This is a genomic window from Micromonospora sp. A200, assembly GCF_029893845.1.
GTDB classification, from domain to species: domain Bacteria; phylum Actinomycetota; class Actinomycetes; order Mycobacteriales; family Micromonosporaceae; genus Micromonospora; species Micromonospora purpureochromogenes.
The window spans coordinates 132831-145881 of the sequence record NZ_JARXXY010000015.1 but is presented as its reverse complement, the minus strand read 5'-3'; the positions used below and the strand labels follow the sequence as shown (position 1 = coordinate 145881).

General features: G+C 75.4%; 11 protein-coding genes and 1 pseudogene. 8 read left to right on the top strand and 4 right to left on the bottom strand.

Annotated features, from left to right (window positions below):
• The first annotated feature begins 5 nt into the window (after positions 1-5).
• The 3 genes from leuD (at position 6) to M2302_RS16785 (ending at position 3596) form a co-directional block, all read left to right on the top strand.
• Complete coding sequence (gene leuD / locus M2302_RS16795; RefSeq protein WP_280838826.1) at positions 6-593, top strand: 3-isopropylmalate dehydratase small subunit; 588 nt, start codon at positions 6-8, stop codon at positions 591-593.
• 172 nt (positions 594-765) lie between these two features.
• Entirely contained in the window at positions 766-1401 is a 636-nt protein-coding gene (locus tag M2302_RS16790; protein ID WP_348529426.1) for an HU family DNA-binding protein, read from the top strand.
• 131 nt (positions 1402-1532) lie between these two features.
• Entirely contained in the window at positions 1533-3596 is a 2064-nt protein-coding gene (locus M2302_RS16785; RefSeq protein ID WP_280838825.1) for an endonuclease/exonuclease/phosphatase family protein, read from the top strand.
• A 23-nt stretch (positions 3597-3619) separates the two neighbouring features.
• Here the strand turns inward: M2302_RS16785 and M2302_RS16780 are convergent, their stop codons facing one another.
• The 4 genes and pseudogenes from M2302_RS16780 to cofC form a co-directional block, all read right to left on the bottom strand.
• Entirely contained in the window at positions 3620-4504 is an 885-nt protein-coding gene (locus tag M2302_RS16780; protein ID WP_280838824.1) for an NUDIX hydrolase, read from the bottom strand.
• 113 nt (positions 4505-4617) lie between these two features.
• Complete coding sequence (locus M2302_RS16775) at positions 4618-6918, bottom strand: RNA degradosome polyphosphate kinase (protein WP_280838823.1); 2301 nt, start codon at positions 6916-6918, stop codon at positions 4618-4620.
• Between the two features lie 54 nt (positions 6919-6972).
• Positions 6973-7170 (bottom strand): cold-shock protein, encoded by a 198-nt coding sequence (locus M2302_RS16770; protein WP_231925491.1) that lies wholly within the window; start codon positions 7168-7170, stop codon positions 6973-6975.
• Positions 7171-7212: 42 nt separating this feature from the next.
• Positions 7213-7824: pseudogene (gene cofC / locus M2302_RS16765) on the bottom strand (2-phospho-L-lactate guanylyltransferase); the annotation flags it as partial.
• Positions 7825-7950: 126 nt separating this feature from the next.
• Between cofC and M2302_RS16760 the strand changes: the two are divergent.
• The 5 genes from M2302_RS16760 (at position 7951) to M2302_RS16740 (ending at position 12966) form a co-directional block, all read left to right on the top strand.
• Positions 7951-8676 (top strand): lysophospholipid acyltransferase family protein, encoded by a 726-nt coding sequence (locus M2302_RS16760; protein ID WP_280838822.1) that lies wholly within the window; start codon positions 7951-7953, stop codon positions 8674-8676.
• A gap of 64 nt (positions 8677-8740) precedes the next feature.
• Positions 8741-9748: an NAD(P)H-dependent glycerol-3-phosphate dehydrogenase gene (locus M2302_RS16755; RefSeq protein WP_088963545.1), complete on the top strand. Its 1008-nt coding sequence runs from the start codon at positions 8741-8743 to the stop codon at positions 9746-9748.
• Positions 9745-10887 (top strand): cystathionine gamma-lyase, encoded by a 1143-nt coding sequence (locus M2302_RS16750; RefSeq protein WP_280838821.1) that lies wholly within the window; start codon positions 9745-9747, stop codon positions 10885-10887. Before M2302_RS16755 ends, M2302_RS16750 begins: the two co-directional genes overlap by 4 nt.
• Before the next feature lie 138 nt (positions 10888-11025).
• On the top strand, positions 11026-11817 hold the full coding sequence (locus tag M2302_RS16745) for a putative protein N(5)-glutamine methyltransferase (RefSeq protein ID WP_280838820.1): 792 nt from the start codon (positions 11026-11028) through the stop codon (positions 11815-11817).
• Between the two features lie 105 nt (positions 11818-11922).
• Positions 11923-12966: an ROK family protein gene (locus M2302_RS16740; RefSeq protein ID WP_280838819.1), complete on the top strand. Its 1044-nt coding sequence runs from the start codon at positions 11923-11925 to the stop codon at positions 12964-12966.
• The last annotated feature ends 85 nt before the right edge of the window (positions 12967-13051 follow it).

Sequence of the window (13051 nt, the reverse complement as noted above, 5' to 3'; positions counted from 1 at the left end):
GAGAGATGGACAAGTTCACCACCCACACCGGCACCGCCGTGCCGTTGCGGCGGTCCAACGTGGACACCGATCAGATCATTCCGGCCGTGTACCTCAAGCGGGTGACCCGGACCGGTTTCGCGGACGGACTCTTCAGCGCGTGGCGGGAAGATCCGGCATTCGTGCTCAACGATCCAGCCCATTCCGGAGCGTCGATTCTCGTGGCCGGTCCGGAGTTCGGCACCGGATCATCGCGCGAGCACGCCGTCTGGGCGCTGCGCGACTGGGGCTTCCGCGCGGTGATCTCGCCGCGATTCGGTGACATCTTCCGGGGCAACGCCCTCAAGGAAGGCCTCCTGCCGGTGGAGCTGGAATTGAAAGCCGTCGAGGAGATCTGGGACCGGGTCGAGTCCGATCCGACCACCGAGGTCGCCGTCGACCTGGTCACCCGCGAGGTCCGGGTCGGCCCGGCGAGCTGGTCGTTCCCGCTGGACGACCACAGCCGCTGGCGGCTGCTGGAAGGCTTGGATGACATTGGACTCACCCTTCGGCACGCCGCCGAGATCAGCGCGTACGAGGCGTCCCGGCCGTCGTTCAAGCCCGCCGTGGCATAGCCGTACGCCCGACCGCTCATCGGTTTTCGCCCCCACCGGTCCGCCCGGTGGGGGCGAATCCGTTACGACACAAGGGCTTTTTTCCACCGAATGTTTGTGTCCCGCCAGCACAGGGCATACCGTGCGCGCAGAATGGCTCGCGTCGAGTCAGTTGCACAATCGGGAGGAAGTCGTGAACAAGGCCGAGCTCATCGAGGCGCTCGCCGCTCGCCTGGGGGACCGGAAGACGGCGACGGCGGCGCTCGACGCGGTCATCGCCGAGGTCCAGGGGGCGGTAACCAAGGGCGAGAAGGTGGCGATCACCGGATTCGGAGCGTTCGAAAAGCGCGTCCGGGGCGCCCGAACAGCGCGCAACCCGCGTACCGGTGAGGCGGTGAAGGTCAAGAAGACATCCGTTCCGACCTTCCGCGCCGGCGCCGGTTTCAAGGAGATGGTGGCCAGCGGCAAGGTGCCGAAGGCCGCCGCGCCGGCGAAGAAGACCACCGCGGCCGCAGCCAAGGCCGCCGGCGCGAAGGCGACGGGGGCCAAGGCGACCGGCGCCAAGGCCGCCGCCGCGAAGAAGACGACCGCTGCGGCCGCCAAGAAGACCGCTGCGGCCAAGGCCGCCCCCACCAAGAAGGCCGCGCCGGCGAAGAAGACCGCCGCGGCCAAGAAGGCCGCGCCGGCGAAGAAGGCCGCGCCGGCGAAGAAGGCCGCGCCGGCGAAGAAGACCACGGCGGCGAAGAAGACCACCGCCGCCAAGAGCACGGCGGCCAAGAAGGCTCCGGCGAAGAAGGCTCCGGCCAAGAAGACCGCCGCGCGGCGCTGACCTGCGCACGTACGCCCGTGAGGGGCGCCCACCGCACGGTGGGCGCCCCTCACGGCGTTTCCCACCCGTTGACCCCGGGCCCGCCGGCTGCGCAGAATCTGCGCACCCCCACCGGCCGGCGAGGAGGCCTCGTGCGCTACCGCCACCGCACCACCGTCGTCACCGCCCTCGGCCTGGTCCTGCTGACCGACGTGCTGCGGGTCTTCCTGCCGTCGGTCATCACCATCTTCGGGCAGGCGGCGTCCACTCCGGCCGAGCTGCTCGGGGCGTTCGCGCTCGGCTGGTTCGTGCTCGCCCTGGCCGCGCCGCCGCTGCTGCGCCGGGTCGGCGTCCGGCCGGTGGCCCTCGCCGCCGCGGTGGTGCTGGCCGGCGCCCGGCTCGCCGTCACCGGCTTCCCCGGCGGGCGGGTACAGCTCTGGCTCGCCACCGCCGGCCTGGTCGCCGGGCTCTGCTGGCTCACCGCCGTGGCCGCCGGGACGAACCGGCCGGTACCCGGGCTGGCGCTCGGGCTGGCCGCCGCCGCGGTCCTGCACACCGTCTCCGACACCTACACCTCGCCCTGGCTGGGCGGCGCGGAGGTCTGGGTGCTGGGCGTCGTGCTGGCCGCGCTCTTCCTGGCCGGACAGGCCCTGCCCGCGCCGCCCGCCGGCGGTAGCGGCGCGCGTGCCTGGCTGCTGGTCGGGCCGGCGCTGCTGCTCGCCGGCATGGTGGCGCTCTCCCCGGCGGTGGCCCGCACGGCGATGTCGTACCAGTTCGGGCTGCTGGGGTCGTCGCCCGCGCAGGGCTCGGGAGTGGCCGTCGCGCCGCTGTTCGGGCCGCTGCCGGTCGCGGTGGCGGTGGGTGGGTTCCTGCTCGCCGCGCTGACGCCGCCGCGCCGGCCGGCCGGGCGGTGGATCGGCCCGGTGGCCCTGCTCGCCGGGGCCGTGCTGGTGGCCCTGGGGCGGGGCGAGCTGCTGCTGCCGGCCGTCCTGCTCACCGCGGTCGGCCTCGGTGCCTGCCTGGCCCACTGCGACAGCGCCGAGGAGCCGGCGCCGGCGATCCCGACGGCCAGCATCGAGCCGGCGACCGTGTCGGCCGGCGTCTCGTCGGCGACGGCCGCGACCGGCGTCACGCCGACGGCGCCCGCTGGCGTCGCGCCGACCGCGGGGGACACCGGCGTCGAGCCGTGGGCGGGGGGACGGGGCGACGGCGAGGCGAGCGGATTCCACCGGGAGGCGGGCCGCCGCGGGTACGCCGCGGTCGGCGGGATGCTGGTCTTCGCCGTCGCGGCGGTGCTCTACTACGCCGCCTACGACCTCGGCTACCCCAACGGATGGGTGCCGGTGGCCGTGGCCGTCCTGACGGCTGCCGTCGCGCTGTCCGCCGGGCCCGTGCCGGCGCGTACCGGGTCGTCGCTGCCCACGGTGCGGACCGCCGCGTACGCCACGGCGCTGGCGCTGGTCGCCGCGCTGACCGCCGACGAGACGCTGGTGGCCGGCAACCGCGAGGGACCGCCGGCGACGGTTCGGGTGGCGGCGTACAACATCCGGATGGGCTTCGGCATCGAGGGCCGGTTCGATCCGGACGCCCTGGCCCGGGCCGTCGGCCGGGCCGACGTGGTGGTGCTGAGCGAGGTGGACCGGGGTTGGCTGCTCAACGGCGGCCACGACACCCTCGACCTGCTGGCCGAGCGGCTGGACATGCCGTACGTCTTCGCCCCGGCGGCCGACCCGCTCTGGGGCGACGCGGTGCTGAGCCGGTGGCCGTTGGCGGCGGCGCGCACCCACCGGCTGCCGGCGGTGGGCGCGCCGACCGGGGCGCAGGCCCTCGGCGTCACCGTCGACCTCGGTGCCGACGTACGCCTCGCGGTGGTGGCCACCCACCTGCAACCGCCGCCCGGGCGGGAGCCGGTGGTCCAGGCCCGCGCGGTGGCCTCGTTCGCCCTCGGGTACGCCGCCGGCCGCCCCCTGGTGGTGGCCGGCGACCTGAACACCGAACCCGGTGCGCCCGGCTTCGCGGAGTTCACCCGCGCCGGCCTGGTGGACGCGCTGGCGGCGGCCCGGCCGTTGCCGACCAGCCCGGCCGACGACCCGCGCGAGCAGATCGACCACGTCCTCGTCTCGCCCGGGCTCACCGGCGCCGACGCCGTCGCGCCGCGCGGCACCGCCAGCGACCACCTGCCGGTCGCGGTGACCCTGACCCTGCCGCCCGCCTGACCGGGGCAGAGCACCCGCCGGTCTCAGAGCCGGTCGGCGGCGACCAGCCGGTCGGCGGCGAAGGCGAGCAGCCAGCCGCCGCCCTTCGGGGTGCTGAAGTCGTCGGTCCGCCCGGTCAACCGCTCCAGCGCGCCCGGGATCACCTTGCCCTGGCTGCACACCGCGACCGGTTCGCCGGCGGCGGCCAGCTCCGCCAGCCGGCCGGCGACCGCCAGCGCGCACTCGTCGCCGAGCTGGCCCGGCCGCGGCTCGTCCAGGTCGCCGTCCACCTCGATCGGCAGGTCGAGCAGGGCGGCCGCCGGGTCGAGGGTCTGCACGCAGCGACGCGCCGAGGCGGACAGCAGCCGGGTGGGTCGGACCAGCGCCACCAGCGGGGCCAGCCGCTCGGCCTGGGCCCGGCCGGTCACGTCCAGCGGACGCCCGTCGTCCGGACCGGACCAGGTGGCGCGCTTGCCGGCGCGGGCGTGCCGGACCAGCGCGATCGTCCCGGTGACCGGGGGCAGCGCGGCGAACGCGGCCAGCACCTCCGCGTCGTGCGGGTAGCTGACCAGCCGGATCGCGTCGTCGACGGCGAGCCAGCGCACGTCGTCGACCTCGGTGCCGGGCTGGAAGCCGCCCTCGCCCACCGCCCGCATCGACCAGTAGTCCACCGCCTTCGGCCGACCCTCGCTGCGGTAGCGCACCGTGGGGAGCCGGACCTGCGGCACGGCCCGTACGTCGGTCTCCTCGGCCACCTCGCGGACGGCGGCCAGCAGCGGGTGCTCGCCGGGCTCCAGCTTGCCCTTCGGCAGCGACCAGTCGCCGTAGCGGGGCCGGTGCACCAGGCAGACCCGGAGGCCACCGTCGGCGTCCGGCTGCCAGGCGACTCCACCGGCCGCCCGGATGTCGACCGGTTGCTCCTGCGCCATCTGATCACCCTACGTCCGGGCGACCCGCCGTACGGGCCGCTCAGCTTCGTCCGACGGCGCTGCGCCGCGCGCCCGAACCGTGACGGCGGGCGGGCGGCGGCGGGCCGCCCCGGTCAGCCGGCGGTGCCGCCCACCCGGCGCAGCAGCAGCTCCTGCAGGTCCGTCAGCGGCTCCTCCGGGGTGCCGGCGCGGCGGGTCCAGGTGCCGTCGCCGGCCAGCTCGAACGAGTCCACCTCGGGGCTGAACGCGGCGGTCAGCACGTGGTCGAGTTCGGCCCGGGCGACCGGGTCGCTGACCTGCACCAGGGCCTCCACCCGCCGGTCCAGGTTGCGGTGCATCAGGTCGGCCGAGCCCATCCAGAACTCGGCGTCGCCGTTGTTGCCGAACCGGAAGATCCGCGAGTGCTCCAGGAACCGGCCGAGGATCGAGCGGACCCGGATGTTGTCCGACAGCCCCGGCACCCCCGGCCGCAGCGTGCACATGCCCCGGATCAGCAGGTCGACGTGGACGCCGGCCCGGGACGCGCGGTAGAGCGCGTCGGTGATCTCCTCGTCGACCAGCGCGTTCACCTTGAACTGCACCAGCCCGGGCATCCCGAGGCGGACGTGGTGGATCTCCCGCTCGATCCGCTCGATCAGGCCGCTGCGGATGCCCTGCGGCGCCACCAGCAGCCGCCGGTACGCGGTCTGCCGGCTGTAGCCGGTGAGCACGTTGAACAGGTCGGTCAGGTCGGCGCCGATCTCCGGGTCGGCGGTGAGCACCCCGAAGTCCTCGTAGAGCCGGGCGGTCTTCGGGTGGTAGTTGCCGGTGCCGATGTGGCAGTAGCGGCGGATCTGGTTGCCCTCCTGGCGTACCACCAGGGCGGTCTTGCAGTGCGTCTTGAGCCCGACCAGGCCGTAGACGACGTGGCAGCCGGCCCGTTCCAGGGTGCGCGCCCAGCCGATGTTGGCCACCTCGTCGAAGCGCGCCTTGACCTCCACCAGCACCACCACCTGCTTGCCGGCGGCGGCCGCGTCGACCAGCGCGTCGACGATGGGGGAGTCGCCGCTGGTGCGGTACAGGGTCTGCTTGATGGCGAGCACGTTCGGGTCGGCGGCGGCCTGCTCGATGAAGCGCTGCACGCTGGTGGCGAACGAGTGGTACGGGTGGTGCACCAGCACGTCCCCGTCCCGCAGCGTGGCGAAGACGCTGCGCGGCACCTCGCCCTCGGCGAGCCGGGGGTGGGTGGCCGGCACGAACGGCGGGTCCTTCAGGTCGGGGCGGTCGGCCTCGCCGTAGAGCTGCCAGAGGGCCGAGAGGTCCAGCAGCCCGGGTACCCGGAGCACGTCGTGCCCGTCCATGTCGAGTTCCCGGACGAGCAGCTCCAGCATGTGGTCGGAGATGCTGGCGGCGACCTCCAGGCGTACCGGCGGGCCGAAGCGGCGCCGGGCCAGCTCCCGCTCCAGCGCCTGGAGCAGGTCCTCGTCGCGGTCCTCGTCGACCTCCACCTCGGCGTTGCGGGTGACCCGGAACAGGTGGCACTCGACCACCTGCATGCCGGAGAAGAGCTGGCCCAGGTGCACCGAGATGAGTTCCTCCACCGGCAGCATCCGCAGCCCGGGCTGTTCCCGGGCGACCCGGACGAAGCGTGGCACGTTGTTGGGCACCTTCACCCGGGCGAACAGCTCGGAGCCGCCGTCCGGGTCGCGGACCGCCACCGCCAGGTTCAGCGACCGGCCGGAGATGTACGGGAACGGGTGCGCGGGGTCGACGGCGAGCGGCGTGAGCACCGGGAAGATGTGCTCCCGGAAGTAGGTGCGCAGCCGTTCCCGCTCGGCATCGTCCAGCTCCGCCCAGCGCAGGATGCGGACGTCCTCGGCGGCCAGTTTGGGCAGCACGTCCTCGACGAAACAGGCGGCGTGCCGGCCGACCAGTTCGGCGGTCTTCTCGGTGATCAGCTCCAGCTGGGCGCGCAGCGGCAGCCGGTCGCCGCCGCGTACCGGCAGGCCGGCGGAGAGGCGACGCTTCAACCCGGCCACCCGCACCATGTAGAACTCGTCGAGGTTGCTGGCGAAGATGGCCAGGAACTTGGCCCGCTCCAGCAGCGGGGTGCCCGGGTCCTCGGCGAGCGCCAGCACCCGGGCGTTGAAGTCCAGCCAGGAGAGCTCCCGGTTGAGGAACCGGTCCTCCGGCAGCGGCGCGACGGCCGGCGGCTCGCCGTCCGGACCGCTCGGCGGGGTGGGCCGGTCGCCCGGGTCGAGCACCTCCTCCAGCCCGGCGGACGCCCCGGCGGCGCTGGCGCCGGGGGAGTCGGGCGTGGTGGCGACGGTCTCCTCGGGAGCGCGGGTGCCGCCGCGGCGGCGGGCGCCGTTGCGGGGGCCGGTCGGGTCGGCGGCGTGGGGCGGGCGGGCGGGGTGCTCGCGAGGGGTGCTCACCCGCTCATAATCACCCGATCCGGGTTAACGCAAAATGAACTCGGGCGGGTCGGCTCAGGCCATCGTCGGCAATGTCACCCGGACGACCTCGCCGTCCGGACCGAGGTCCACCCGCAGCCGCTGCCCGAGACGGAGCAGCCGCAGCCCGGAGGCGTCGAAGGCGGGCGCCGGGAAGGCCAGCTCGGTGCCGTCGTCCAGGAGGAGCACGCCGGTGCGGGTCTGCGCGTCGAAGGTCGCCACCGTGCCCTGCATGCCAGCACCGTACCCCGACCCGCTCTCCCCTCGGGCCGCGGCGAGCGCGGCGGTGCGCGGCCCCAGCCCGAGGTGCCGCGCCGCCGCCAGGTCGGCGGCGGTGTCCACGTCGCGGCGCAGCGAGGGCCACGGCCCGGCCAGGGGCAGCGCCCCGCTCGCGGCGTGCGCCGCCGCCGAGTCGACCCCGAACCGGGGCTCCAGCGGCACGCCGGGCGGTGTGGTGAGCAGCACGGTGCCGCCGCCCGGGGCGTCGGCGACGAAGCGGCGTACCCCCGGGTCGTCGGCGGCGGCCCGCAGCGCCGCCGCCAGCTCCGCCGGACGCAGCGCCGGCAGGTCGGCGGTGAGCCCCGCCACCCAGGCGCCCGCGGCGGCGGCCGCGGCGCCGTGCCGGAACGCGGCGTTCAACCCGGCCTCCGGCTCGTCCGGCACGATCCGGGCGCCGGCCGCGCCCAGCAGCGCCGCGGCCCGCTCGTCGCCGGTGACCACCAGGACCTCGGTGACCGCGGGGCAGGCCCGCACCGCGCGGACCGTGTCGGCCGCCAGGGCCAGGGCCAGCTCCTCGTGGGGTACGGCCGGCAGCGCGCCCCGCAGCCGGCTCTTCGCCGCGCCCAGGCGCTTCACCGGCACCACCACGGTCCACCTCGGCTGACCCACGCGACAATCCTGCCAGCGTCGACGGTGGTACCCGCACTGGCCGTACCCGGGGCGAGCAGGCATGATTTCCGCTGCGGGCCGCACCGGTGGGTGCGGCGCGCGGGGTTGGGGCGACGAGGAGGCAGGGTGACACGGCGCAGGCTGGGTTTCTGGCAACGTTTCGCCGTGGCGCTGGTCAAGCCCGTGATGCTGGTCTGGACCCGGCGCACCTGGCGCGGCGCCGAGCAGTTGCGCCGCGACGGCGGCATCATCATCGTGCCCAACCACCTCTCGCACGCCGACCCGCTGGTCTCGGCGCACTTCATCTACGAGGCCGGCCGCTGGCCGCAGTACCTCGGCAAGGCCAGCGTCTTCCGGGTGCCGGTGATCGGGTGGATCCTGCACCGCTGCCGGCAGATCCCGGTGGAACGCGGCACCGCCGACGCGGTCAAGTCGCTGGACAAGCTGATCGCCGCGCTCGACGCCGGCGGCGCGGTGGTGATCTACCCGGAGGGCACCATCACCCGGGAGCCGGAGCTGTGGCCGATGAAGGGCAAGACCGGGGCGGCCCGGCTGGCGCTGGCCACCGGCGCGCCGGTGATCCCGCTGGCGATGTGGGGCCCGGAGCAGCTGTTCGACCCGCGGACCACCCGCTTCGGCCTGCGCCCCCGCACCCCGGTGACCGTGGTCGCCGGCGAGCCGGTCGACCTGAGCCGGTGGACGGGCGCCGCCCCGAGCCGGGCGGTGCTGGAAGAGATGACCGACGAGATCATGTTGAGCCTGCGCGCCCTGCTCGCCGACATCCGGGGTGGCACGCCGCCCCCGCTGTGGGAACGTCCCGCCCGTCCGCGTACTTCCGAGGTGACCGAATGAGCGAGCGGATCGACCGGCTCAGTGTGGTGGCGCCGCGCGCCGCCGATCGTGTGGAGGCGAGGGCATGAGCGGCCATGTGGCGGTGCTGGGGGCCGGGTCCTGGGGGACCGCCTTCGCCAAGATCCTCGCCGACGCCGGCCGGGACGTGACGATCTGGGCCCGGCGGGAGTCGGTCGCCGACGCCATCCGGGTCCACCGGCGCAACCCGGACTACCTGCCCGACCTGCGGCTGCCCGAGCGGGTCACCGCGACCGGCGAGGCGGCCAAGGCGATCTCCGGCGCCGAGTTGGTGGTGCTCTCGGTGCCGTCGCAGACGCTGCGCGGCAACCTCGCCGACTGGGCCGGCCACCTCGCCCCGGACTCGACCCTGGTCTCCCTGATGAAGGGCATCGAGCTGGGCACCACCCGGCGGATGAGCGAGGTGATCGTCGAGACCGCCGGGGTCAGCCCGGACCGGGTGGTGGTGGTCTCCGGCCCCAACCTGGCCCCCGAGATCGCCGCCGAGCAGCCCGCCGCGACCGTGGTCGCCGGCACCGACGCGCGCCGCGCCGCGCTGGTGCAGTCCTCCATCCGGACGCCGTACTTCCGCCCGTACACCAACGACGACGTGATCGGCTGTGAGCTGGGCGGGGCGGTCAAGAACGTGATCGCCCTGGCGTACGGGATCGCCACCGCGATGGGCTTCGGCGACAACACCCGGGCGATGCTGATGACCCGCGGGCTCGCCGAGACCGCCCGGCTGGGCGTCGCGCTCGGCGCCGACCCGATCACCTTCGCCGGCCTCGCCGGCATGGGTGACCTGGTCGCCTCCTGCTCCTCGCCGCTGGCCCGCAACCGCACCTTCGGCGAGCACCTCGGCCGGGGGGAGACGCTGGAGCAGGCGCAGGCGGCGACCCGGCAGACCGCCGAGGGCGTGAAGAGCTGCCTGGCCATCCGGGACCTGGCCCGGGCGCACGGGGTGGAGATGCCGATCACCGAGCAGATCGAGCGGATCTGCCACGAGGGCATGGACCCCCGGCTCGCCGTGGACGCCCTGATGAGCCGCACCGCCAAGCCGGAGTCGTACGAGTGAGCGCCGTCGAGCCGCAGTGGCGGGACGGCACCCGCTGCGTCCGGGCCGGGCTGCCGGAGCCGGTGCCCGGCGACCCGTTCCTGCCCGGGCCGGTCTTCGCCGCGCCGTACCACCTCGACCCGTGGGAGGGGCCGGCCGCCGCGGCGAACGGCTACGGCCGGCCGGACAACCCCACCCGAAGGCTGCTGGAGTCGGCCATCGGCGAGCTGGAGGGGGGCGACTGCCGGGTCTTCGCCAGCGGTCAGGCCGCCATCACCGGGCTGCTGCTGGCCGTGCTGCGACCCGGGGACACCGTGCTCCTTCCCGCCGACGGGTACTTCCCGGTGCGCGCCTTCGCCACCGCCACCCTGGAGGGGATGGGGGTGCGGGTCGGGTTCGTGCCGACCGTCGGGCCGTACCCGTCGTTCGAGGGCGTCCGGCTGCTGATGCTGGAGACCCCGGCGAACCCCGGCCTGGACGTGGCCGACGTCGCCGCGCTCGCGCGGGAGGCGCACGCCGCCGGCACCCTGCTGGTGGTCGACAACACCACCGCCACCCCGCTCGGGCAGCGCCCGCTGGACCTCGGCGCCGACCTGGTGGTCGCCTCCGGCACGAAGGCGCTGACCGGGCACTCCGACCTGCTGCTGGGCTACGTGGCGACCCGCTCGGCGGAGCTGCTGGAGACGCTGACCGCCTGGCGCACCACCACCGGCGCGGTGCCCGGAGCCTTCGACGCCTGGCTGGCGCACCGGTCGCTGGGCACCCTCGACCTGCGGCTGGCCCGCCAGTCCGCCAACGCGGCGGCGGTGGCCGAGCTGCTCGCCGGGCGCGCCGACGTGACCGGCCTGCGCTGGCCCGGGCGGCCGGAGGACCCGGCGTACCCGGTGGCCTCGGCGCAGATGCGGCGGATGCCCGGCGTGGTCTCCTTCGACCTCGGCGCCGCCGACCGGGTGAGCCGGTTCGTCGAGGCCGCCCGGCTGGTCGTCGCCGCGACCTCCTTCGGCGGCCTGCACACCACCGCCGACCGGCGGGCGCAGTGGGGCGACGACACCGCGCCGGGCTTCGTCCGGCTCTCCTGCGGGGTGGAGGACACCGCCGACCTGGTCGCCGACATCGCCGCCGCGCTGGACGCCGCCGGGCCGGTCCGTCCGCTATCGTGACCCCCGGCCCGTGCGGGCCCCGACCCGAGGAGGTGAGCCTGATCCGCCAGACAGCAGGAACGGCGCTCCCCTCCGAGTCCCCGTCGCACCGCTAGGCGACGGCCGGGAGCGCCGACGAGCGTTCCCGAAAGGCATCCCATGGCACCGACCGCGTTCCACGTCGATCGTCCCGCCCTCGTCTCGCGGCTGCGCGCCGCCGGCTGCGTCTACGCCGAGGACGAGGCGGAACTGCTCCTCACCGCCGCCGACTCCGCCGAGACGCTGACCGCGCTCGCCGACCGCCGGGTCGCCGGCGTTCCCCTCGAACACCTGCTCGGCTGGGCCGAGTTCTGCGGGCTGCGGGTCGCCGTCGACCCCGGCGTCTTCGTGCCGCGGGGCCGTACCGCCCTGCTGGTGCAGGCCGCGGCCGCGGTCGCCGGGCCGGCGCCGGCGGTGGTCGACCTCTGCTGCGGCTCCGGCGGCACCACGCTCGCCCTCGCCGGGCGCCTCGCCCCGCGCTGGCTCGCCGCCGTCGACGTGGACCCGGCCGCGGTGGCCTGCGCCCGGCGCAACCTCGCCGGCCGCGACGTGCCGGTGCTGACCGGCGACCTGTACGACCCGCTCCCGCCGGCCTGGCGGGGACGGCTCGACCTGGTGGTGGCCAACGCCCCGTACGTGCCGACGGAGGCGGTGGCGCTGCTGCCGGCCGAGGCGCGGCTGCACGAGGCGCCGGTGGCGCTGGACGGCGGGGCGGACGGGCTGGCCGTGTTGCGCCGGGTGGCCGCTGGGGTGGTGGACTGGCTGGCGCCCGGTGGTCACCTGGTGGTGGAGGTCAGCGAGACCCAGGCGGACGCCCTCTGCGCGGCGATGAGCGCGCTGGGGCTGGTGCCGACGGTGGTGCGGGAGCCGGAGTGGGACGCCACCGCGGTCACCGCCCGCCGGCCGGACTGACCGCCCGGCCGCCGGATGGGCGGGCGCGCTGGCCGTTCGCGGCATGGCGGGGGCGAAAGACGGGAACTAGCCTCGTTCCAAGGTCGGGCGGGAGGCGGTGGCAGCGTGGACGTGCCGGTGGTGGTCGGTCTGGACAACGGTGGCACGAGCGACAACGCCACCGTGCTGACCCTGGACGGCCGGTTCCTGGTCGACGGGCTGCTGGAGATCCCCAGCGAGGTCCAGGCCGGCCCGGAGGCGGCGATCGGGGCGCTGGCCCGCGCGCTGGACGGCGTCCTGGCGCACACCGGCGTGCCCCGCGAGCTGGTGCGGGCGGTCGGGCTGGACACGCCGGGACCGGCCAGCGCGACCGGCGTCATCTCCTCGCGGGGGTCGACCAACTTCGCCCAGCCGGCCTGGCACGGGTACGACGTGCGCGGCGCGCTGGAGCGGCGGCTCGGCCTGCCGGTGGTCTACCACAACGACGGCAACGCGGCCGCGCTCTACGCCCACCACGTCCACTTCGGAGCGGAGGCGATGGTCCGGTCCTCGGTGTCGGCGATCGTCGGCACCGGGCTCGGCGGCGGTGTGGTGGAGAACGGTCGGGTGGTCACCGGCGCGGCCGGGATGGCCGGCGAGTTCGGGCACGTGCACATCCCGCTGACCGGGCTGCTCGCTCCCGGGCAGCCGGAGCCGACCTGCGCCTGCGGCTTCGTCGGGGACGCCGAGAGCATCGCCTCGCTGACCGGGATCCGGCGCAGCCTGCTGCCGTTCTGGTTGGGGCGCCACGCCGACCACCCGCTCGCCGCCGAGCCGGCCGACCGGGCCGCCAAGCTGCTGCGGGGGTACGCCGAGCGCGGCGACGAACTGGCCCGGGAGGTCTTCGCCCAGCAGGCGGCGGCGCTCGGTCGGCTGTTCACCATCGCGGCCAATTTCACCGACCCGCACGCGTACTTCGTCGGGGGTGGGGTGGTGGAGGCGGCGCCGGAGTTCCGGGAGTGGTTCCTCGCCACCGTGCGGGAGAACACCGTGCTCCGCGCCGAGCAGGCGGCGGTAGCCACCTTCGCCCTGGTGCCCGACCGCGACATGGCCGGCGCGCGCGGCGTGGCCATCGCCGCGTTGGAGGCGCTGCGCGCCGCTCCCGCCCCCCAGCCCACCCTGGCGGCCTGACCCGCCCCGGCGGCCCACCGGGTTGACCAGGGAGTTCGCGTCCCGGATCGGGCCATCCGCGACGCGAACTTCGTGACCGACCCGA